The following is a 21814-nucleotide window of genomic DNA, read 5'->3' on the forward strand; positions in this document are numbered from 1 at the left end:
ATCTCTATTTAAACAAAAATAGCTGAATTCTGATAGTGTTTCCATAGAAAAATAAATGAATGACCGAAGAGAAATGTTATCCGTTTACAATGGATCCTCCATTAATGTGAAGGACTTGCCCGGACATATAAGAAGAATCAGAGCTTGCCAAATATACATAGGCCGCTCCGAGCTCAGAAGGCTGTCCTGCTCGTTTCATAGGTGTGTTAGACCCAAATGTTGCAACTTGCTGTTCGTCGAACGTAGACGGAATAAGAGGTGTCCAAATAGGTCCTGGAGCTACGCCGTTTACGCGAATGCCTTTTGTTGCGAGTGAAGCTGACAAAGAACGTGTGAAAGCCACGATAGCACCCTTGGTTGAAGAGTAATCAATTAATTGGTCATGCCCATGATAAGCTGTCACAGAAGTTGTGTTAATAATCGCGCTTCCTTGTTTTAAATGAGGCAATGCAGCTTTGGTTAAATGAAAAATTGAAAAAATATTCGTTTGAAACGTACGGGTAAGCTGTTCAGTGGTGATATCCGTAATGCTTTTTTGAGGATGCTGTTCAGCTGCATTATTGACTAAAATGTCTATTTTTCCGAAAGTCTGAATGGCCTTTGAGACGACTTCTTGACAAAAATGCTCATCTCCTATGTCACCAGCAAGCAACAAACAAGAAGCCCCCATTCGTTCAACTTGTTTTTTAGTTTCATTTGCATCATCATGTTCATTCAGATAGGTTACGACAACATTTGCGCCTTCTTTCGCGTAATGATAAGCGACAGAACGTCCAATCCCGCTGTCTCCTCCGGTGATAACGGCTACTTTATTCTGTAATTTTCCGCTTGCCTTATAGTCTGGAGCGATAGAGGTAGGGACTGGATGCATATCTTTCTCAATACCTGGCTGAGTTTGCTGATGCTGAGGAGGGAAGTTTTGTTTTTGATTTTGATTCATTAGTATACACTCCTTAATTAATATGAGTATGTAAGCGTATACTAGTATTTGTTAAGAGAGTGTATCTATGCATAGGGATAAGCCTAAACGGATAAAAAAGGCTTTAAAAGAAAAAATGAATGCCGGGGGCATCCATTTTTAGCGGTAATTAATAAATTGTACGTCAATAGGTAAATCAGCGCTGCGAATAGCTGAAATAATTTGCTGCAGGTCATCACGATTTTTACCGCTTACGCGAAGCTGATCATCTTGAATTTGGCTTTTTACTTTTAAACCGGTATTTTTAATAATTGTATTTAGCTTTTTAGCGTTGTCTTTGTCGATACCTTGAATTAACTTAGCGCGCTGTCTAACCGTTCCTCCAGAAGCATTTTCAATTTTACCGTAGGAGATATTGCGTGTAGGTACGCCGCGTTTGATGAGCTTAGAAATCAGTACGTCTTTTAACTGTTCAAGCTTAAATTCATCATCAGAAATAAGAACAAGCTCTTCGTTTTCGAGCGAGATTTCGCTTTTACTGCCTTTAAAATCATAGCGGGTTTTAATTTCCTTTGTTGCCATGGTAATGCCGTTTGTTACCTCTGATAAATCAACTTGTGACACAACGTCAAATGAACTATCTTTAGCCATAATAACCTCCATATGTAAAGAGTTTGTTCTTTTATTATAAATAAAACACAAACTGTATACAACTGATATTGAATAGAGAGCCGGTAATTGATACAATACAAGTTATGCTTTTTGTTGTAAGCTATAGAAGCAGCTTTTTTAAACAATGCATGCATTTTAGTTGATTTGAAATTTGAAATGCTGTTTGATGCAAAGTGAGAAGGTATGTGGTGAAGGAACAATCACTACTAATTTATATAAAGGATGGATAGAACGATGAATGTAGAAGCTGGGATGAAAGCGTATTTAACAGTAAACCGCGAAACGCCGATTGGTTATATGTTAGCAGAAGGTGAAGAAGAAATTTTGCTACATAAAAATGAAACAACAAGAGAACTTGCTGAAGGAGAAGAAGTAGAAGTTTTTCTATACCTTGATCAGCACGACCGCTTAACGGCAACGATGCACTTACCCCTTGTTGAAGAAGGTGTCTATGAGTGGGTTGAAGTCGTAGATGTTAATCCGGGTTTAGGCGTGTTTGTAAATATCGGCATGAACAAAGATATGTTAATTGGTTCAACAGATTTACCTGCGCTAGAAGAGCTGTGGCCAGAAGTTGGAAACAAAGTTTACTGTACGATGAAGATTTCAAAGCGCGGTAAGATGTACGGGAAAATTGCTACAGACGATGTGATGAAAGCAATGGCCTTAGATGCTCCACCTGAACTTTTTAATCGTGAAGTGAGCGGATATATCTACCGTGTCCTGCGCGTAGGTTCATTTATTATGACAGATGAAGGATATGTTGGATTTATTCACGAAAGCGAAAGACGTAAAGAACCGAAGCTTGGTACGCATGTAACTGGCCGCGTCATTAATGTAAAAGAAGACGGAACGCTAAACGTATCGCTTCTTCCGCGCAAACAAGAAAGCATGGATGAAGATGCACAAGTACTATACGATTACATGGAAAGCCGCGGTGGCGTTATGCCATTTTGGGATAAAAGCTATCCAGAAGATATTCGTGAGCGCTTTAATATGAGTAAAGCTGCGTTCAAACGTGCGCTTGGTAAATTGATGAAAGAAGGAAAAGTTTATCAAGAAGAAGGATGGACATATTTTAAAAAAGAAGAAAACTAAAAGGAGAAGCCGCTGAAAATTCAGCGGCTTCTTTTTATAAGTGATCAGTTTTTTTAGAAAATGAATGTTTTCCAAGCTCACGGTTGTGCTTAGCTTGCAGATTCTTTTCGTGAAGCTTTGCGTTATTATCTTTTGCTTTTTTATCGTTATCGCTCGTTTTTGGCATTGTGATACACCCCTTTTTGATCGTACCTTTAGAATGCCCTGACCTCTTTAAATTATTCGATGGTTTCGTTCAAAAAGAAGACTGCAATTGTCCCTGGGCCAGAATGAGAACCTATGGCTGCACCAATAATATTAATAATAAAATGTTTGGTGCCAAAACGTTCTTGAATCATCTCTTTCAGCTGAAGAGCTGTTTCTAAATCATCTCCATGGCTAATTCCAATGGTTTGAGAAGAGAGATTTTTTCCTCGCTCTTCCATCACGTCAAGCATGCGTTTAAATACTTTTTTACGGCCGCGGATTTTTTCGATTGGAATCAATTTTCCATCTTCCACATGAAGCAGCGGCTTAATATTAAGCAGACCTCCTACAAAAGCAGAAGCTTTGCTCACGCGGCCTCCTTGAGCAAGAAAATCCAAGTCATCAACCGTAAAAATATGCTCCATATGCAGAGCGTATTGCTTTATTTTTTCTGTCATTTCTACTAGCGAGAGGTTTTGGTGTAATAATTGTGCTGCATAATAAGTAACTACTCCCTGGCCAAGAGATGCACATTTCGTATCGATTATTTCTAATTGGAAATCGGGATACTTTTCTAGGAGTTCTTCTCGAATCATCATTGCTGTTTGATATGTACCGGACAATTCCGAAGAAAAAGCTAAATAAATGCACGAATCACCTGATTTAGCTATGTTCTCAAAGACTTCATACATAGTAGTTGGAGCCGCTTGAGACGTTTTCGGCATCTTGCCTTTACGGATGGCTTCGTAGACAGAAGCTGGTTCAATCGTTTGTAGATCTAAAAATTCTTGATTATCCAAGCTTACGCGAAGCGGTAAAAAGCCAACGTTATTTTCTTGAAAAAAGGATAAAGGCAAATCGCTTGCACTATCGGTTAAAAGTTTAATTGACATAAATGTCACCTTCCTAATTGCATTTATAAAATATGAAATGAGTTTGATGTATAAACATTGAAAAGCGTTATATACGACATAGTATTAGTGTATAAGCACTTGGAGGAAAATACAATTTTTGAATAAGTTTTTTTAATTCTGCCAAATCGTACATACTATATGTACTAACTATTTTAAAGATGCTGACTTTATTCATTTTATAAATGGGTATAAGGAAGTAAGAAGTTTTAAAAAGCGGAGGTCGGTCATTTGAATATGTGGCTTGAAACAAAAAAAGCGATAGTCGTCTTAGTAGGAGCATTATTGAATGCGCTTGCGCTCAACTTGTTTTTGATACCTGCTAATGTATATTCGAGCGGCTTTACGGGAGTAGCACAGCTTGTTTCGAGTATCGTGACAGATTACACTCCTTTTACTATTTCCACTGGAGTGCTGCTGTTGTTGTTAAATATTCCTGTAACTATTTTAGGGTGGAAAAAAGTGGGGAAGTCATTTACTGTTTACAGTTTTATCAGCGTTGCTGCAACAACTTTGTTTCTTGGAATTATTCCTATTCAAGCACTTTCTAAGGACATCATCCTTAATGCAGTTTTTGGAGGCGTTATTTTAGCGGTAGGGGTAGGAATTACGTTGAAATTTGGAGCTTCAACTGGTGGGCTCGATATCATTGCCCTGATTTTGTCCCGAGTAAAAGACCGACCAATTGGCACTTATATGTTCATATTAAATGCAATTATTATCGTGCTAGCAGGTCTTTTATATGGTGCTGAGAAGTCACTTTATACGCTTGTGACGCTTTATACGACCACTCGCGTCATTGATGTTATTCATACGCGTCATGTCAAACTCACAGCAATGATCGTAACGAAAAAAGGAGTGGAGCTAAGAAAGGCGATTCATGCCAAACTCGTGCGAGGGATTACGGCGGTACCGGCTAAAGGAGGCTTCACAAACGAAGATAAAGAAATGCTAATGATTGTTTTAACTAGGTATGAATTATTTGACTTGGAACGAGTAATTAAAGAGGTGGATCCTAAGGCATTTACTAATATCGTTCAAACAACGGGAATCTTTGGTTTGTTTCGCAAAGATTAAAAAGAGTCCAGGTATTCATTACCTGGACTCTTTTTTATTAATGTGTGCCTTTTAAGTCATTAGAAAGTTCTTGAAGCTGAGCTTGTTCTTCAGGAGAAGCATTTTGCTGCGCATGAGACAGCATATCAGCTGCAATGTTTTCATCAGAAGCTGCAGACGTATGAGCCTGAGACGTTTGATGATTTTGACCAGCAGCTCCCAATGTATTCTGAAGCTGTTGAAGCTGAGCTTGTTCTTCAGGAGAAGCGCTTTGCTGTGCATGAGACAGCATATCAGCTGCCACGTTTTCACTAGACGTGTGAGCTTCACCGTGAGCGTGAGACTGACCGCCTTCTAAAGTGCTTTGAAGCTGTTCAAGCTGGCTCTTTTCTTCAGGAGAAGCATTTTGCTGTGCATGAGACAATATATCAGCTGCCACGCTTTCACTGGACGTGTGAGCTTCACCGTGAGCGTGAGACTGACCGCCTTCTAAAGTGCTTTGAAGCTGTTCAAGCTGTGCCTTCTCTTCGGAAGAAGCATTCTGAACGATATGAGACAGCGTATCGGACGTAATGTCTGCGCTTTTCTCTTTTGAATGTGATTCTCCATCTGTATCATACGCTTGATGCAATGAGTTTTGGAATTGCTTCAGCTGCTCTTGCTCCTCAGGAGAAGCGTTAGAAGCAATACTATTTAATACGCCTTCTGAAATATCAAGTTCACCGTTGCCGTGCTTTTGACGATGAAGCTGATCTTCTGAATGGCCGGATACTGCGTTTCGAATCGCATCTTTTACTTGACCAAAAAGTGAATTTTTCATAAGTTACTGTCCTCCATGAGGAGTTTGGCGCTGGTGAGCTTGAAATGCTTCTGCCTCCGCCATAGTCATATGATAAGGAATTCGTTCATCATGTTTTTGAACTGCGTCTGCACCTTGTTTCACAAAACGTTTTGATCGATTGCCTCTGCCCATCATAAATTCCTCCTCGTAATATAAATAAAACCGACACCTTAAGAAGTGTCGGTTATAGTGTGTGCTAAATAAAAAAAATGATAGCGATAAAAATTTACCTTGCTTTTCAAAAAAAGCTAAGTTATAAATTTAACGTTTTTTCCAAATAATAAGCAATACCATCATTTTCATTCGATTTTGTTACTTCACGCGCTAGCTGCTTTAATTCGCTAATACCATTTTCCATGGCGATACCGTGTCCTGCAAATTTAATCATTTCAAAATCATTGTCTTCATCTCCAAATGCAATAATTCGTTCGCGAGGAATTTGATAATGATTAGCTACGCGCTCAAGACCTACAGCTTTATTAAGTCCTTTTTTTACAATTTCAACGACATGCCAAGGTGCTCCCCAGCGTCTATGTTCTAGTACTTCTGCATGAACATCTGAAAGGTGAGAGCGTATATCTTGTACATGTTCTTCATCTGCGTGAATTAAAATAGACGTTGGATCGTGCTGCAGCGTATGACGCAAATCACCCGTTTGTAATTTAGGATCCCCTAGGCTGAGTACATCCATTAATTTTCGATCTTCAAAATGAAGATACACATCATCTTGTACTTCTGCCATGATATTGTTGATGCGATAGTCTTGCATAGCTGTCACAATGTCATGAACAGTTCGGCGATTTAAAGGTTCGTGATGCGTGCCAAAATCAGGCTGAAGGGGATGATGGACAAGCGCTCCGTTAAAGTTTACGATAGGCGTGGATAAATCTAATTCGCTGTAATACATAGCACTGGAACGATAAGGTCTTCCAGTTGCAATCATTACAATATGTCCGTCTTGTTTGGCTTTTTCTAACACCCGTTTTGTTTTAGGTGAAATGGTTTTTTCATTCGTTAACAATGTTCCATCCAGATCTAAGGCGATTAAGTGTTGATCGTTTCTCATATAGGGCTCCTTTTAAATTGAAGTAGTTATACGATTATATTGAATTCTACTAATATTCATGCTTGTATTCCCATATTTTACACAACTTTTCCTTATGAGCAAAGCAGAACGATTGACATGCAAAAGTTGTCTTGTTACGGTGTAAGACATAGTTATTGATTGCTTACGATAAATTGTTTAAGGGTATATTTAATACGTGAAGATAATTACGGAAGTAAAAGAAAGGAGAATGAATATGGATAAACAGTTAGAAGATAAAATCATGGAATCACTAGAAGAAGTAATTGATCCAGAGCTTGGCGTTGATATCGTAAATTTAGGCTTAGTTTACGGGGTGGAAATGGAAGAAAACAACACGGTTATCGTGACGATGACGTTAACTTCTATTGGGTGCCCGCTAGCGGGTGTGATTGGCGAACAAGTGAAAAAACAATTAATTTCTCTTGAAGAAGTAGAAAATGTAGAAGTGAATATCACATTTAACCCGCCATGGGATAAAGATCGCATGACGCGCTACGCTAAAATTGCATTAGGTGTTCAATAAGAAAAAAAGCCATCAACGATGGCTTTTTTTCTTATTCAATTCTGCACAATTCCACAGGGCAGTCTTCACAGTCTATTTCTTTCTTTAAAAAAGAGAGCTTATGAATGATAATTTTTCCATCTGTCATTGAGATTACTTCATTTTTTCGCAACTCAGCGAGCATACGATTGACCACTTCTCGGGATGTCCCGCATAGATTAGCGATCTCTTGATTTGTCAACGTTACGTTTAATAAAATACCATTTGGCTTCATTACCCCAAAACTATTGGACATGCGAATCAGAGTAGAATAGAGAGCTCCTTTTTTTCCATTTAGAATTAAGTCTCTAAACTTTGTCTGCATTCGCTTAATTTGAAGTCCCATCCACTTCATGTACTCCATGGAAAGAGCAGGGTATTGTGCTAGTTCGTTTTCTAACACCCGTTTTTGAATGCTGATCGCTGTACAAGGTTCAATGGCTTTTGCTTGAAGCATATGGGGAGTAGATCCGCAAAACAGCATAACTTCCCCGATTAAGTCTCCTGAACTTGCCAGCTGAAGCGTCAGTTCGCGTCCTTCCGGCGTCACTTTACTTACTTGTACAGCTCCAGAAGTAATAAAAAATAAATGAGTTGAAGGTGAACCTTCTTGAAAGAGAAAGTCACCTTTTTTAAACGAAATTTTATGATCAAAGTCCATAAAAAATTGCTGCAGCTCATTTGAAAAAGAATCCGTTGTGATGTTCATCATGTTATCACCTTTTACTCAAAATTTTTGCGACTGTTACTTATTAATCTATTAAGTTAGAACAGTCTGTATATCCTGTACGTCCACTAGCCGTATGAAGAAATGTCATACGGATGATTTTTATCGATACTCTTATTATACACAAAAACAACCAGTGTTTTCCAAAACTATCTGTGAACAATTTCTAAACAAAAATAGAAAGATAGTTATAAAAATAAAAACTTATGAATAAATAAAAACGTTTAAAAATATAGAATAAAGTGTTGGTTTTTTTAAATATTCATTTGATTTTATTTTTATACGGTATTATAATGATAAATAATTCAAATAGATACGTGGAAAAAGGAGTTTTAAAATGAAAGAATACAAGGTAGGAATTGTTGGAGCAACAGGGTATGGAGGAGTAGAACTGATTCGTTTGTTAGCGAATCACCCGCATTTTCATGTTTATGCAGTTTATTCATCCTCTCAGGATGGGATGGAACTAGCAGAAGTTTATCCTCACCTTTCTAATACTGTATATACACTGCAAGATATAAACCCTAAGAACATGGCCAAAGAATTAGACTTAGTGTTTACAGCAACTCCGTCCGGTGTTTCTAGCAAACTTGTACCTCAATTAATAGAAGAAGGAATAAAAGTGGTAGATCTATCTGGAGATTTTAGATTAAAAACAGAAGCTCTTTATGAAAAGTGGTACAAAAAGCCTGCTGCAGCCGAAGCGTTTTTACAACAGTCCGTGTATGGGTTAGCGGAATGGTTTGCAGAAGAAGTTGAAAGCAGTACGTTCGTTGCGAACCCGGGTTGTTATCCAACAGCTACACTGCTTGGGCTAGCTCCTCTCGTTAGTAAACAAATGGTGAAATCAAACTCTATTATCATTGATGCAAAGTCCGGAATTTCAGGAGCAGGACGTGGTCTTTCGCAAATGGCTCATTATGCTGAAATCAATGAAAATATGAAAATATACAAAGTTAATCAGCATCAGCATATCCCAGAAATTGAATCTATTTTAGAAAAGTGGGATGAGGAAATTGGCCATGTTACGTTCAGTACGCACTTAGTTCCAATGACGCGAGGGATTATGAGTACGATATACGCTGAACTTTCTGAAGAGAGCTCAGTACAAGAGCTTCATCAGCTATATGTAGATACATATCAAAACTCCCCATTCGTTCGCGTTCGAAAAGCTGGTGAATTTCCGTCTACTAAAGAAGTAAGTGCATCAAATTATTGCGATATTGGTATTGCATTTGACGAACGAACAAAGCGTGTCACGATTGTTTCTGTCATTGATAACTTAGTTAAAGGGGCAGCCGGTCAGGCCATTCAAAATGCCAATATCATGATGGGATTTGAACAGCAAACGGGTATTGGACTACTGCCTGTCTTCCCATAAAAGCACAGCATCACTAATCACGATAAAAGCAGGAGGGAACGTATAGTGATTACGGTTAAACAAACGAAAGAAAAGATAAAGAAAATAGAGAACGGTACAATTGTAACGCCGCTAGGTTTTTCAGCAGATGGCGTTCACGCTGGTTTACGTTATGCTAAAAAAGATTTAGGAGTTATTGTAAGTGATGTGCCAGCTAATTGCGCAGCTGTTTACACGCTTAATGCTTTCCAAGCAGCGCCTTTAGCTGTTACAAAAGAAAGTGTAGCAGTAGAGCAGAAGCTGCAAGCGATCGTTGTGAACAGCGCATGTGCAAATGCATGTACTGGAGAACAAGGATTAAAAGATGCATACCAAATGCGAAATACATGTGCAGAAAAGCTTAATATTCTACCTCATCATGTAGCGGTAGCTTCTACAGGGGTAATTGGAGAGCTTCTAGATATGGAAAAAATCGTGAAGGGCATTGGGTTATTAAGTCCTTCGTCGAACAAAGAAAAAGCAGAAGAATTTCAAACGGCTATTTTAACAACAGATACCGTAATGAAGTCAGCTTGCTATCAAACAGCCATTGACGGCAAAACGGTTACGATTGGCGGCACAGCGAAAGGATCAGGTATGATTCACCCGAATATGGCTACGATGCTTAGCTTTATCACAACGGATGCTAAGGTTGAAGCTTCAGTACTACAAGATGCGCTGGGTTCTATTACAAATAAAAGCTTTAATCAAATTACAGTAGATGGTGATACGTCTACGAATGATATGGTTGTTGTTTTAGCAAATGGAAAAGCTGATCACCAGTCGCTTACACCAGATCATCCTGAATGGACGTCATTTTATGAAGCACTGCGCTTGACGTGTGAAGATTTAGCCAAACAAATTGCACGCGACGGTGAAGGAGCAACAAAACTAATTGAAGTAAACGTATCTGGTGCTCATACAAACGAAGAGGCAAATGTGATTGCTAAACAAATTGTAGGCTCGAACTTAGTGAAAACGGCCATGTATGGAGCCGATGCCAATTGGGGACGAATTATTTGTTCAGTTGGCTACAGCGGCGTAGCGCTTAATCCAGAAGCAGTGAACGTTTCGTTAGGTGATATCCAAATGCTAAAAAACAGCCAGCCTGTTTCATTTAGTGAAGAAGAAGCAAAAGCTTATTTAGAAAATGATACGGTTGAAGTCTATGTTGACTTGCAGCAGGGAAATGGAATTGGCAAGGCGTGGGGCTGCGATTTGACTTACGATTATGTGAAAATCAACGCCAGTTATCGAACGTAAGGAGAGAGTGAAATGAGCAGTGAAAAAATCGTCGTTGTAAAATGCGGAGGCAGCATTATCAATCAGTTAACAAGCGCTTTTTTTGAAAGTATTCAGCAGTTAAAAGCGAGTGGATATCAGATCATTGTTGTGCACGGAGGCGGGCCTGATATTCAAGATACGCTTACCAAGCTTCACATTGAAACGGAATTTGTAGATGGGCTTCGAAAAACGTCCAAAGAAGCATTAGAAGTTGTGACGATGGTATTAGCAGGCAAAGTTAATAAGCATCTTGTAAAAGAACTACAAAAAGCGAACTTAAAAGCAGTAGGACTATCAGGAATTGATGGATCTTTGCTTAAAGCAGAGGCTATCGATGTTGAACGTCTAGGTTACGTTGGAGAAGTAAAAGGCGTAAACGATACATTATTAAAACAACTAACTGACAGTCAGTACATTCCGGTTATTTCTTCCATTGGAGCCGATGAAGAAGGTAATAGCTATAATATTAATGCTGACGTGGCAGCCGGAGCCGTTGCACAAGCAGTAAATGCTGAAAAGCTGATGTTTGTGACGGATGTAAAAGGTGTATTAAAGGATGGAGCATTGCTTCCTGAACTTACAAAGTCAGAGATTGATGCACTTATTGAAGAAAAAGTAATTTACGGCGGAATGATTCCAAAAGTGACATCAGCGGTAAATGCGTTATCTCCTTTACTTGAAGAAGTTCATATTATTAGCGGAACTGATGGATTTTTAGATAAGGAAGGAAAGCTGATTGGTACAGCAATTAAATATAGTGGAAAAGGTGGAGAAGATAGCGATGAGTTCATTGTTTCCAACATATCAACGGTTTGATATCCATGTGGAAGAGGCGCAAGGAACAAAATTAATAGATAACAAAGGAAATGAGTATTTAGATTTTATTTCAGGTATCGCTGTCTGTAACGTAGGCCATCGTCATCCTGATGTTCAAAAAGCGATCGAAGAGCAGTTAAATAAAGTGTGGCACGTGTCAAATTTATTTCATCAATCGATTCAAGAAGATGTAGCAGGTAAGCTTGTGGAACATTCAAACGGTGATGCAGTATTCTTCTGTAACAGCGGTGCAGAAGCCAACGAAGCGGCGATTAAATTAGCGCGCAAGTACACGCAAAAACATAAAATCATTACCTTTACAAAATCATTTCATGGACGTACATTTGCTACCATGACAGCTACAGGGCAGGCAAAAATTCATGATGGCTTCGGTCCTCTTGTTAATGAGTTTGTTTACGTGCCATACAATGATGAAGAAGCATTAAAACAGGAAATGGACGACAGCGTAGCAGCAATTATGGTTGAAGTCATTCAAGGAGAAGGCGGAGTTGTTCCAGGAACCGAAGCATTTTTATTAACTATTCAAGAGCTGTGTAAAAAGCACGAAGCACTGTTTATAGTCGATGAAGTGCAAACTGGAATCGGCAGAACAGGAAAACCATTTGCCTATCAGCATTTTAATGTGTCACCAGATATTATTACAGCAGCTAAAGGGTTAGGAAGCGGAATGCCGGTTGGTGCGATGATTGGAAAAGGCTATCTCAAAGAAGCGTTTGGACCTGGTACTCACGGAACAACCTTTGGAGGAAATCCAATTGCATTAGCTTCAGCTAAAGCAACTTTAAACATTATTTTTAACGAAGCATTTTTAGCAGAGGTTGCAGAAAAAAGCCTTTATTTTACCAACGCTTTGAAAAATAGCGTAGCAGATTATTCATTTGTAAAAGATGTTCGCGGAAAAGGTTTTATGATTGGAATTGAATGCGGAGAACATCAGTCGGCATTGCTTGCAGCTATGCGTGAAAAAGGATTGCTAGCACTGGGAGCAGGACCGCATGTAGTACGATTGCTGCCGCCTTTAACTGTAACAAAAGAAGAGTTAGACCAAGCGATTCATATCATTGAAGAAGCGTTTAGCCAAACAAAAATTACTTCATAATACAAATTTTTTTGAATATGTTTGTATAAAAATTCTGTTTTATAAATAATTATTCGAAGAGGGATGCACAATGAACGGATATTTACACTTAGCAAACGGCGATTCGTTCGCCGGACACATTGAACATACAGCAACGCACCAGGCAGAAGGAGAAATTGTTTTCTTTACTGGAATGACTGGTTATCAAGAAGTTGTGACTGATCCATCTTACAAAGATCAAATTATCGTCTTTACGTACCCTTTGATTGGGAACTATGGTATCAATGAGAAAGATTATGAAAGCAAAAAGCCTCACGTAGCAGGCGTTGTCGTATACGAATGTTCAGATGAAGGGTTCCATTACGAAGCGATGTACAGCTTCAAACAATATTTAAAGAAATGGAACATTCCGCTTATTACACATGTGGATACGAGAGCGGTCGTAAAACGAATTCGAAAAGAAGGTACGATGCAATCTGCCTTTTCGGCATCTGCTGAGGCGCCAGCATTTACTGCTGAATGCGATGGATATGTAGTAAAAGAAGTGTCAACAAAAGAGCCTGTTACTTACGGAAACGGTGAAAAACACGTTGTATTAATGGACTTTGGCTATAAAAAATCAATTTTACAAGAGCTGCTAAATCGAGAGTGCAAAGTAACGGTTGTTCCTTATTCTACAAGCTCTTCAAAAGTAAAAGAGCTGCAGCCGGATGGCATTGTCTTATCAAACGGACCTGGAGATCCAACTCAAGTAAGCAGTCAGCTGGATGAATTAAAAGAAATTATTTCAGCGTATCCAACTTTGGGAATTTGCTTTGGACATCAGTTAATTGGGCTTGCTTTTGGGGCAGAAACCAAAAAGCTGGCGTTCGGTCACCGAGGAGCTAATCAGCCTGTAATTGATTTAACGACTAACAAAGTGTGTATGACGTCTCAAAACCATAGCTATGTCGTAGATGAACAGACGATTACGTCTACGCCATTAAGCGTTCGATTTAAAAATGTGAATGACGGATCGGTTGAAGGTTTAATGCATAAAGACCTTCCTGTTATTTCGGTTCAATATCATCCAGAAGCACATCCTGGACCAAGTGACAGCACGTATATCTTTGATGAATTTATGACGAAAGTACAGCAAGTAGGGAGCGGAAAAGTATATGCCTAAAGACCAAACATTAAAAAAGATTTTAGTAATCGGATCAGGACCAATCGTAATTGGGCAAGCAGCAGAATTTGATTATTCAGGAACTCAGGCATGCTTGTCATTAAAAGAAGAAGGTTATGAAGTTATCTTAATCAATAATAATCCAGCTACGATTATGACGGACACTCACGTAGCAGATCGAATCTATTTTGAACCATTAACAGTAGACTGCGTAGAGAAAATTATTGCAAAAGAAAAGCCGGATGGTTTGTTAGCTACATTAGGCGGACAGACGGGTTTAAACTTAGCCCTTGAGCTTCATGAACAAAATATTTTGCCAAAATACGATGTGAAACTTTTAGGAACACCGATTGAATCAATCAAAAAAGGTGAAAGCCGTGAAGAGTTCCGTGCATTAATGAATGAACTAAATGAACCGGTGCCGGAAAGTGAAGTTGTCACAAAAGTAGAAGAAGCATTAGCTTTTGCCGAGAAAATTGGTTTTCCTGTTATTGTACGTCCTGCTTATACGTTAGGCGGAACGGGCGGAGGAATTGCTCATTCTATGGAAGAACTTGAAAAACTTTCAGCGTCAGGTTTACGTGAAAGTGCTATTACTCAATGCTTAATTGAAAAAAGCATCGCTGGATTTAAAGAGGTTGAGTACGAGGTTATGCGTGACGTGAACAATACGTGCATTACAATTTGTAACATGGAAAATATTGATCCCGTGGGTGTTCATACTGGAGATTCGGTAGTCGTTGCTCCTTCTCAAACGTTAACCGACGTGGAATATCAAATGCTTCGTTCAGCTTCAGTTAAAATTATTTCATCGCTTGGCATTATTGGAGGTTGCAACATTCAGTTTGCGCTTGATCCAAAAAGCAAGCAGTACTATTTAATTGAAGTAAATCCGCGTGTGAGCCGTTCGTCTGCTCTTGCATCAAAAGCAACGGGCTATCCGATTGCTAAAATTGCTGCAAAACTATCAGTAGGCTACACGCTTCATGAGTTATTAAATCCTGTAACAGGAGACACATATGCAAGCTTCGAACCAGCTCTTGACTATGTAGTAGTGAAATTTCCAAGATGGCCGTTTGACAAGTTTTTCTACGCGGAGAGAACGCTTGGCACGCAAATGAAAGCAACTGGAGAAGTAATGGCTATTGACCGTAACTTTACACGTAGCTTCCAAAAGGCACTGTCTTCTTTAGAAATTGATTTACAAGGATTGGAAGTAGAAGAACTGCAAGAACTTTCAACGGATGAATTAAAAAGCAAGCTTGGCGAACAAAGCGATGAGCGTATTTTTGTTATCCTTGAGCTTTTACGTCGCGGTACAACGCCTGAGTATATCCATGAAGTAACGCAAATTGATTATTTCTATTTAACACACTTTACGCAGCTGATTAAAATGGAAGCCTCTTTGAAGGAAGTACGTTTTGATTCCATTACAGCTGAACACTTCAAGCAAGTGAAGGAGCATGGTTTTACAGATGCGTATCTAGCAAGCGTATGGAACGTGCCAGAGCTTGACGTAAGAGCGAAACGTAAAGCACTACATATTACGCCAAGCTACAAAATGGTAGATACATGTGCAGCGGAGTTCGAATCCTCTACGGCTTATTTCTACTCTAGTTATTATGGCGAGAGTGAGATTGAACCATCAACGAATAAAAAAGTTGCGATTATCGGTTCTGGACCGATTCGTATCGGCCAAGGAGTAGAATTCGACTACAGCTCTGTACACGGTGTGTTAGCTCTTGAAAAAGAAGGATACGAAACAATTTTAATTAACAACAATCCAGAAACGGTAAGTACGGATTTTGAAGTAGCAGACCGCTTATATTTTGAACCTGTAACAGTAGAAGATGTGCTAAACGTTCTTGATGCTGAAAATGTGACGGATGTAATTGTTCAATACGGAGGTCAAACGGCTATTTCGCTTGTTAAAGGGCTAGAAGAAGCTGGCGTCAATTTACTAGGGATTACAAATGATGTTATTGATGCACTTGAAGATCGCGACCTGTTTTATAAGCTCTTAGACGACTGTGATATTCCGCATATCCCAGGTGAAATGGCGAAAGATGAGCAAGAACTTGTACAAAAAGCAAAAGCTATGGGATTCCCATTACTTATTCGTCCTTCTTACGTCATTGGCGGAAAAGGAATGCTGACAATTCAAAATGAAACGGAGCTGCAGGCTTGTTTACCAGCTATTAAAGCGTCTCATTTCCCAATGCTTATTGATGCTTACTTCCCTGGAAAAGAAGCAGAAATTGATGTTGTAGCAGACGGAAAAGATGTGTTGATTCCGACAATCGTTGAACATATTGAAAAAGCCGGCGTTCATTCAGGAGACAGCTATGCGCTTTTACCAGCAAAAACAGTAGAAGCAGCACATAAAGAAAAAATGGTGAGCTACGCTCAAAAAATTGTAAACAAACTTCAATATAAAGGGATTATGAATATCCAATATGTTATTTACAACGATGAAGTCTACATGCTGGAAGTTAATCCGCGTGCCAGCCGTACAGTGCCTGTAGTAAGCAAAGTGTGCAACACGCCGCTTGTTTCGCTATCAACTCAAATATTGCTTGGGAAATCATTGTCGGAAATTAGCGAGAAGCTAGGTTTATTGCCGGATCCGGCTTATACAACTATTAAGTTTCCAGTGTTTTCGACAAGTAAATTATCAGGAGTTGATCCGCTTGTTGGACCAGAAATGAAGTCAACTGGTGAAGGAATTGCGATTTCTTCAACGATTGAAGAAGTAGCAAAAAAAGTATTCCATCAGTATGTGTTAAGTAAAAAAGGTGCTGCAGAAGTGTATATTAACGGAGAAGCACAGGGCCTTGAAGAACTTGCGCAAAGCGCGGGATTAACTCTTGTTAAAGATAAAGAAGTTAGTGAATGGGTAAAAACGAAAGAAGCTTTATTATATGTAAGTTTACAGCCTGAAGATAAAGAAAGCCGTATGTCAGCATTAAAACACGGTTTAATGGTTATGACGGAGGCAGAAACGGCTTCGCTATTTTTCCAATCGTTCCAAGTCGAGGAATATCACGTTTCATCACTGCAAGAATGGTTTCAAAAAACTAAAAAGGAAGTGACAGTATCATGAGTACAGTATCGGTAAATACGAATTTAAAGGGAAAAGATTTGCTTACGCTTAAAGATTTATCATCAGACGATATTATGTCACTTTTAGAAAGCGCCATTGAGCTGAAAGAAAAGCATAAAAATGGTGAAATCGTCACATCGTTAAAAGGAAAAACGCTGGGGCTCATTTTTGAAAAATCTTCAACAAGAACAAGAGTCTCATTTGAAGCGGGAATGATGCAGCTTGGAGGAAACGCCCTCTTTTTAAGCAGCCAGGATTTACAAATTGGACGCGGAGAAACGATTGCTGATACAGCACGCGTACTATCTGAATTCATCGATGCTATCATGATTCGTACGTTTGAACATAGCAAGATCGAAGAGCTTGCAGATTACGCATCCATTCCCGTTATTAATGGTTTGACAGATGATTATCATCCTTGTCAGGCTCTAGCTGATTTATTAACGATTTACGAGCACAAGAAATCATTTGATGGGCTAAAAGTAGCTTATGTTGGAGACGGAAATAATGTAGCGCATTCCTTAATGATTGCATGTGCAAAAATGGGAATAGATATTTCAATTGGATGCCCTGACGGATATGAGCCAAAAGACTTTGTAACAGCTTATGTTAATGAAGTAGCTGCTAAAACGGGTGCGAAGGTTACGATTACAAAAGATCCTGTAGAGGCTGTAAAAAATGCCGATGCTATTTATGCAGACGTGTGGACAAGTATGGGACAGGAAGAAGAAGCACAGCAGCGCTTGAAAATATTTGCTCCTTATCAAGTAAATGAAGAGCTAGCTGCCCATGCGAAGTCAGACTATTTATTTCTCCACTGCTTGCCTGCGCATCGTGAAGAAGAAGTGACAGCAAGCATTATTGACGGACCAAATTCGGTTGTTTTCCAGCAGGCTGGAAATCGTATGCATGTACAAAAGGCCTTGCTTCAAGCAATTTTAGGCTAAGAAAAAAACCTTTCTGAGAATATCAGAAAGGTTTTTTTGTTTAAAGGGAATTAATTGTGGGAACACCAGTTGTATACTAAACAGAACGAAAGGTGATTTATGATGAAAGTATTAGTTGTTGGAGCAAACGGAACAACGGGAAAACAAGTGGTAGAAAAAGTCGCAAACAGCAAGCAGCATGAAGCTTATGCGATGATTCGCGACGAAAAACAAGCAGACGCTTTAAAAAAGCTGGGCGCTAACGTTGTACTTGGTGACTTGGAGCAAGATGTTTCAGATGCTTTAAGAGGTATGGATGCTGTCATATTTGCAGCAGGTTCTGGAGGACATACGGGAGACGAAAAAACAATCGCTGTGGATCAAAACGGTGCTAAAAATATCATTGATGAAGCAAAAAATCAAGGTGTGAAGCGCTTTGTTATGTTAAGTTCAATGGGAACAGATGCACCTGAACAAGGACCAGAAGGCTTACAACTTTACCTGCGTGCTAAAGCGATAGCGGATGAATACTTAAAGCAGTCTAATCTGCAATATACAATTGTACGACCAGGAACTTTATCGAATGATTCAGCTACTGGAAAAATTGATATCAATAATGATATTGAAGATAAATCTCAGACGATTCCTCGAGCAGATGTAGCAACCGTGCTTGTAGAATGCCTAAACGAAGAAGCTACGATAGGAAAAACGTTTGAAATGTTAGCCGGAGAAACTGAAATTGAACAAGCTATTAAATTTACTCATTGATACAAAAGGGCAGATCTAAAGGTCTGCTCTTTTCTGTTCTGTTCCTAATATGAAAACATCTCCATTATGAAACGGAAATCTTAAGGGAATAGTATAGGAGAACATTTCATTTCAGGAATGAGGAGGCAGGACAATGGGACAAAATCGTCATTTCACACCGGGTCAAAAAGCTCCTAATAACGGAGTGTATATTGAAATTGGTGAAACAGGAAGCAACGTAAATAATCCTCAAAAGGTTAAATTAAAAGCAGGAGAGCGTTTTCCAGAGACGGCAAACGATGACCGCCACTGGACATACATGCGCAAGCCTTAAATAGTAAAAAAATAAAGAAGCCATTCTAAATTGAATGGCTTTACTTGTTTTCCCATTGCTGGGTATAATGAAATAAAGGTCAATAAAGGTCAAATGTATCGAAGGAGGATGTTCAATGGACATAAATAAAATGACCCAAAAATTGCAAGAAGGCGTGATGGAAGCGCAGTCCGAAGCTATTAAACGAAATCAGCAGGAAGTGGATATTGCTCATTTGCTTTATACGCTTATTCATCAGCAAGATGGTATTGCTCCTCGCATATTAGATCATTTACATATAGATCATCAATCTTTTCAGCAGCAGGTAAATCAACTGCTTGCGAAAAAACCTGCTGTTACAGGAAGTGGAGCTGAAGTAGGGAAAGTTTATATTACAAATAAACTCCAGCAGCTGTTTGTCAAAGCTCAAGAAGAAGCATCTCGTCTGCAAGATGATTATGTTTCAGTTGAGCACATCTTTTTAGCCTTAGCACAGGAACCGTCTTCTAGTGAATATGGCAAGTTATTTTCAAGTCACGGTATAACAAAAAAAGCTTTGCAAGATGTGCTTACTAGCCTTCGAGGAAATCAGCGAATTACAAGTCAAAATCCGGAAGTTACATATGAAGCGTTAGCTAAATATGGAAGAGACTTAGTGGCAGAAGTACGAGCAGGGAACATTGATCCAGTCATTGGACGAGACGGAGAAATTCGCCGCGTTATCCGCATTTTATCGCGAAAAACAAAAAACAATCCAGTTTTGATTGGAGAACCTGGCGTTGGTAAAACAGCGATTGTTGAAGGTCTAGCACAGCGAATTGTTCGTAGAGATGTGCCTGAAGGATTAAAAGATAAAACCATCTTCTCATTAGATATGGGAGCTTTAGTAGCAGGAGCGAAGTTCAGAGGCGAATTTGAAGAGCGTTTAAAAGCTGTTCTTCAAGAAGTTAAGAAAAGCAACGGTCAAATTCTTTTATTTATTGACGAACTTCATACAATCGTTGGAGCAGGTCGTACGGACGGAGCGATGGATGCAGGGAATATTTTAAAACCAATGCTTGCTAGAGGAGAACTTCACTGTATAGGAGCTACAACTCTTGATGAGTATCGTCAGTATATTGAAAAAGATCCAGCTCTTGAAAGACGCTTTCAACAGGTGCTGGTTGAAGAACCTTCAGTAGAAGATACAATCTCTATCTTACGTGGTTTAAAAGAACGATTTGAAATTCATCACGGTGTAAATATTCATGACCGGGCGATTGTTTCAGCAGCGGTTATGTCGGATCGTTATATCTCAGATCGCTTTTTACCTGATAAAGCAATTGATTTAATTGATGAAGCATGCGCAACTATTCGAACAGAAATTGATTCGATGCCATCAGAATTAGATGAAGTAACGCGACGTGTCATGCAGCTTGAAATTGAAGAAGCGGCATTAAGTAAAGAAACAGATCAAGCAAGCATCACAAGGTTAGAGGCAATTCGAAAAGAAGTCTCTGATTTAAAAGAACGTGCAGATATAATGAAGCTGCAGTGGGAAAAAGAAAAGCAGTCGATTCAAACGGTGCAAGATGTCCGGGAGCAGCTTGAAAAAGCGAAGCGAGACCTAGAAGAAGCTGAAGGGAAATATGATTTAAATAAAGCAGCCGAACTTCGCCACGGACGCATTCCAGCTCTTGAAAAAGAACTAAAACAGCTGGAAGAAACAGCTGCTGAAAAAGCACAAGAAAACCGTTTGTTAAGAGAAGAAGTAACGGAAGAAGAAATTGCTGAAATTGTAGGAAGATGGACGGGAATTCCGGTGTCGAAACTAGTTGAAGGAGAAAGAGAAAAGCTGTTGAAGCTTGAGTCAATTTTACAGCAGCGTGTGATTGGACAGGACGAAGCCGTATCCTTAGTTACAGATGCTGTGATTCGCGCAAGGGCAGGTATTAAAGACCCGAACCGCCCAATTGGATCATTTATTTTCCTAGGACCTACCGGAGTAGGAAAAACGGAGCTAGCCAAAACGTTGGCACATTCGTTATTTGACAGTGAAGAACAAATGGTTCGTATTGATATGTCTGAATACATGGAAAAGCATGCGGTCTCTAGGCTTATAGGAGCGCCTCCTGGCTATGTAGGGTATGAAGAAGGCGGACAGCTAACGGAAGCGGTGAGACGCAAGCCTTATTCAGTCGTTTTGTTAGATGAAATTGAAAAAGCTCATCCTGAAGTATTTAACGTGCTCCTTCAAATACTGGATGATGGAAGAGCAACAGATTCAAAAGGAAAAGTCATTGATTTTAAAAATACAGTCATTATTATGACGTCAAATATTGGTTCTCAATTTTTATTAGATGGTTTAACAAGTGAAGGCGAGATTACTGAAAAAGCCAGAGAGCAAGTGATGGCTCAATTAAGACAGCATTTTCGCCCAGAATTTTTAAATCGAGTAGACGACACGATTTTATTCAAACCGCTAACTGTTCATGAAGTAAAGGGAATTATTGATAAGCTATTGCTTCAGCTTGAAAAGCGTTTATCCGATCGTCATATTTCGTTAATGTTAACAGAAGAAGCAAAAAATCATATTGCAGCCTCCGGGTTTGATCCGGTATACGGAGCGCGCCCTTTAAAAAGGTTTATTCAAAAATATATTGAAACAAAAATTGCCAGAGAATTAATTGCAGGGCAAATTGAAGATTATAGTCAAGTGACAGTTGATGTAAAAGATGATGAGTTTGTTGTCAGCGTATAAGTTTTCTAAAAAGGCCATTCATGATAATTTGAATGGTCTTTTTTTGCTATTAAGAGCAGCATCCCTTTTAAAATAAATAAAAAAAAATACGTGAGAGCTAAGCGTAAAAACTTATTCAGTTTTAGGTTGTAGAATATATCTAATTCATTTATGATAATACAAAATGGGCAAAGGAGCATGAATG

21 protein-coding genes are annotated in these 21814 nt (G+C 39.1%); 13 read left to right on the plus strand and 8 right to left on the minus strand.

Annotated features, from left to right (window positions below; genetic code table 11):
- Window positions 1-76: 76 nt before the first annotated feature.
- Together NST66_RS01890 and NST66_RS01895 are read right to left on the minus strand one after the other, a co-directional pair.
- Window positions 77-940 (minus strand): SDR family oxidoreductase, encoded by an 864-nt coding sequence (locus NST66_RS01890; RefSeq protein ID WP_028412395.1) that lies wholly within the window; start codon window positions 938-940, stop codon window positions 77-79.
- 138 nt (window positions 941-1078) lie between these two features.
- Complete coding sequence (locus tag NST66_RS01895) at window positions 1079-1570, minus strand: YajQ family cyclic di-GMP-binding protein (RefSeq protein ID WP_014461618.1); 492 nt, start codon at window positions 1568-1570, stop codon at window positions 1079-1081.
- A gap of 255 nt (window positions 1571-1825) precedes the next feature.
- Between NST66_RS01895 and NST66_RS01900 the strand changes: the two genes are divergently transcribed.
- Window positions 1826-2689, plus strand: coding sequence for a CvfB family protein (locus tag NST66_RS01900; protein WP_028412394.1), 864 nt, complete (start codon window positions 1826-1828; stop codon window positions 2687-2689).
- Window positions 2690-2723: 34 nt separating this feature from the next.
- Here the strand turns inward: NST66_RS01900 and NST66_RS01905 are convergent, their stop codons facing one another.
- Both NST66_RS01905 and NST66_RS01910 read right to left on the minus strand, forming a co-directional pair.
- Window positions 2724-2855 (minus strand): DUF3941 domain-containing protein, encoded by a 132-nt coding sequence (locus NST66_RS01905; RefSeq protein ID WP_013055378.1) that lies wholly within the window; start codon window positions 2853-2855, stop codon window positions 2724-2726.
- Between the two features lie 52 nt (window positions 2856-2907).
- Window positions 2908-3768 carry a DegV family protein gene (locus NST66_RS01910; RefSeq protein WP_028412393.1) on the minus strand — a complete coding sequence of 287 codons (861 nt, stop codon included), beginning with the start codon at window positions 3766-3768 and terminating at the stop codon, window positions 2908-2910.
- 255 nt (window positions 3769-4023) lie between these two features.
- On the opposite strand from NST66_RS01910, the gene NST66_RS01915 reads away from it, so the two are divergent.
- Complete coding sequence (locus tag NST66_RS01915; RefSeq protein ID WP_025749916.1) at window positions 4024-4863, plus strand: YitT family protein; 840 nt, start codon at window positions 4024-4026, stop codon at window positions 4861-4863.
- Window positions 4864-4900: 37 nt separating this feature from the next.
- Here NST66_RS01915 and NST66_RS01920 read toward each other — a convergent pair whose 3' ends face one another.
- From NST66_RS01920 to NST66_RS01930, 3 genes are all read right to left on the minus strand, one after another.
- Window positions 4901-5662, minus strand: coding sequence for a DUF3813 family protein (locus NST66_RS01920; protein WP_028412392.1), 762 nt, complete (start codon window positions 5660-5662; stop codon window positions 4901-4903).
- 3 nt (window positions 5663-5665) lie between these two features.
- Window positions 5666-5815 carry a hypothetical protein gene (locus tag NST66_RS01925; protein ID WP_162200718.1) on the minus strand — a complete coding sequence of 50 codons (150 nt, stop codon included), beginning with the start codon at window positions 5813-5815 and terminating at the stop codon, window positions 5666-5668.
- 121 nt (window positions 5816-5936) lie between these two features.
- Entirely contained in the window at window positions 5937-6749 is an 813-nt protein-coding gene (locus NST66_RS01930) for a Cof-type HAD-IIB family hydrolase (protein ID WP_028412391.1), read from the minus strand.
- 235 nt (window positions 6750-6984) lie between these two features.
- On the opposite strand from NST66_RS01930, the gene NST66_RS01935 reads away from it, so the two are divergent.
- On the plus strand, window positions 6985-7293 hold the full coding sequence (locus NST66_RS01935) for a metal-sulfur cluster assembly factor (protein WP_013055384.1): 309 nt from the start codon (window positions 6985-6987) through the stop codon (window positions 7291-7293).
- Between the two features lie 31 nt (window positions 7294-7324).
- Here NST66_RS01935 and NST66_RS01940 read toward each other — a convergent pair whose 3' ends face one another.
- A complete protein-coding gene (locus NST66_RS01940; RefSeq protein WP_033578032.1) occupies window positions 7325-8023 on the minus strand; it encodes a Crp/Fnr family transcriptional regulator in 699 nt (232 codons plus the stop codon).
- A gap of 352 nt (window positions 8024-8375) precedes the next feature.
- Between NST66_RS01940 and argC the strand changes: the two genes are divergently transcribed.
- The 10 genes from argC to clpB all read left to right on the plus strand — a co-directional run bounded on the left by argC (window position 8376) and on the right by clpB (window position 21630).
- Complete coding sequence (gene argC / locus NST66_RS01945) at window positions 8376-9419, plus strand: N-acetyl-gamma-glutamyl-phosphate reductase (protein ID WP_033578033.1); 1044 nt, start codon at window positions 8376-8378, stop codon at window positions 9417-9419.
- A gap of 45 nt (window positions 9420-9464) precedes the next feature.
- Complete coding sequence (argJ, locus tag NST66_RS01950) at window positions 9465-10700, plus strand: bifunctional ornithine acetyltransferase/N-acetylglutamate synthase (RefSeq protein WP_033578034.1); 1236 nt, start codon at window positions 9465-9467, stop codon at window positions 10698-10700.
- A 12-nt stretch (window positions 10701-10712) separates the two neighbouring features.
- Window positions 10713-11537, plus strand: coding sequence for an acetylglutamate kinase (argB, locus tag NST66_RS01955; protein WP_033578035.1), 825 nt, complete (start codon window positions 10713-10715; stop codon window positions 11535-11537).
- Entirely contained in the window at window positions 11503-12657 is a 1155-nt protein-coding gene (locus NST66_RS01960; protein WP_028412386.1) for an acetylornithine transaminase, read from the plus strand. Before argB ends, NST66_RS01960 begins: the two co-directional genes overlap by 35 nt.
- Before the next feature lie 70 nt (window positions 12658-12727).
- A complete protein-coding gene (locus tag NST66_RS01965) occupies window positions 12728-13801 on the plus strand; it encodes a carbamoyl phosphate synthase small subunit (RefSeq protein WP_033578036.1) in 1074 nt (357 codons plus the stop codon).
- Window positions 13794-16904, plus strand: coding sequence for a carbamoyl phosphate synthase large subunit (locus NST66_RS01970; protein WP_033578037.1), 3111 nt, complete (start codon window positions 13794-13796; stop codon window positions 16902-16904). Before NST66_RS01965 ends, NST66_RS01970 begins: the two co-directional genes overlap by 8 nt.
- The gene (gene argF, locus NST66_RS01975) at window positions 16901-17851 is read left to right on the plus strand and encodes an ornithine carbamoyltransferase (protein WP_028412383.1); all 951 of its coding nucleotides are present in this window, start codon (window positions 16901-16903) and stop codon (window positions 17849-17851) included. Before NST66_RS01970 ends, argF begins: the two co-directional genes overlap by 4 nt.
- A gap of 102 nt (window positions 17852-17953) precedes the next feature.
- Entirely contained in the window at window positions 17954-18598 is a 645-nt protein-coding gene (locus NST66_RS01980) for an SDR family oxidoreductase (RefSeq protein WP_028412382.1), read from the plus strand.
- A 133-nt stretch (window positions 18599-18731) separates the two neighbouring features.
- Window positions 18732-18911, plus strand: coding sequence for a YjzC family protein (locus NST66_RS01985; RefSeq protein ID WP_013055394.1), 180 nt, complete (start codon window positions 18732-18734; stop codon window positions 18909-18911).
- Window positions 18912-19026: 115 nt separating this feature from the next.
- Window positions 19027-21630 (plus strand): ATP-dependent chaperone ClpB, encoded by a 2604-nt coding sequence (gene clpB, locus NST66_RS01990; protein ID WP_033578038.1) that lies wholly within the window; start codon window positions 19027-19029, stop codon window positions 21628-21630.
- The last annotated feature ends 184 nt before the right edge of the window (window positions 21631-21814 follow it).

The organism is Priestia sp. FSL W8-0524 (genome assembly GCF_038005965.1).
Taxonomy (GTDB): domain Bacteria; phylum Bacillota; class Bacilli; order Bacillales; family Bacillaceae_H; genus Priestia; species Priestia zanthoxyli.

Coding starts and splice junctions, on each gene's coding strand:
- NST66_RS01960 (WP_028412386.1), top strand. CDS start 11,503: ATGAGTTCATTGTTTCCAACATATCAACGGTTTGATATCCATGTGGAA.
- NST66_RS01890 (WP_028412395.1), bottom strand. CDS start 940: ATGAATCAAAATCAAAAACAAAACTTCCCTCCTCAGCATCAGCAAACT.
- NST66_RS01905 (WP_013055378.1), bottom strand. CDS start 2,855: ATGCCAAAAACGAGCGATAACGATAAAAAAGCAAAAGATAATAACGCA.
- NST66_RS01930 (WP_028412391.1), bottom strand. CDS start 6,749: ATGAGAAACGATCAACACTTAATCGCCTTAGATCTGGATGGAACATTG.
- argB (WP_033578035.1), top strand. CDS start 10,713: ATGAGCAGTGAAAAAATCGTCGTTGTAAAATGCGGAGGCAGCATTATC.
- NST66_RS01970 (WP_033578037.1), top strand. CDS start 13,794: ATGCCTAAAGACCAAACATTAAAAAAGATTTTAGTAATCGGATCAGGA.
- NST66_RS01940 (WP_033578032.1), bottom strand. CDS start 8,023: ATGATGAACATCACAACGGATTCTTTTTCAAATGAGCTGCAGCAATTT.
- argF (WP_028412383.1), top strand. CDS start 16,901: ATGAGTACAGTATCGGTAAATACGAATTTAAAGGGAAAAGATTTGCTT.
- NST66_RS01915 (WP_025749916.1), top strand. CDS start 4,024: ATGTGGCTTGAAACAAAAAAAGCGATAGTCGTCTTAGTAGGAGCATTA.
- NST66_RS01900 (WP_028412394.1), top strand. CDS start 1,826: ATGAATGTAGAAGCTGGGATGAAAGCGTATTTAACAGTAAACCGCGAA.
- NST66_RS01895 (WP_014461618.1), bottom strand. CDS start 1,570: ATGGCTAAAGATAGTTCATTTGACGTTGTGTCACAAGTTGATTTATCA.
- NST66_RS01910 (WP_028412393.1), bottom strand. CDS start 3,768: ATGTCAATTAAACTTTTAACCGATAGTGCAAGCGATTTGCCTTTATCC.
- NST66_RS01980 (WP_028412382.1), top strand. CDS start 17,954: ATGAAAGTATTAGTTGTTGGAGCAAACGGAACAACGGGAAAACAAGTG.
- NST66_RS01935 (WP_013055384.1), top strand. CDS start 6,985: ATGGATAAACAGTTAGAAGATAAAATCATGGAATCACTAGAAGAAGTA.
- argC (WP_033578033.1), top strand. CDS start 8,376: ATGAAAGAATACAAGGTAGGAATTGTTGGAGCAACAGGGTATGGAGGA.
- clpB (WP_033578038.1), top strand. CDS start 19,027: ATGGACATAAATAAAATGACCCAAAAATTGCAAGAAGGCGTGATGGAA.
- NST66_RS01985 (WP_013055394.1), top strand. CDS start 18,732: ATGGGACAAAATCGTCATTTCACACCGGGTCAAAAAGCTCCTAATAAC.
- NST66_RS01925 (WP_162200718.1), bottom strand. CDS start 5,815: ATGGGCAGAGGCAATCGATCAAAACGTTTTGTGAAACAAGGTGCAGAC.
- NST66_RS01965 (WP_033578036.1), top strand. CDS start 12,728: ATGAACGGATATTTACACTTAGCAAACGGCGATTCGTTCGCCGGACAC.
- NST66_RS01920 (WP_028412392.1), bottom strand. CDS start 5,662: ATGAAAAATTCACTTTTTGGTCAAGTAAAAGATGCGATTCGAAACGCA.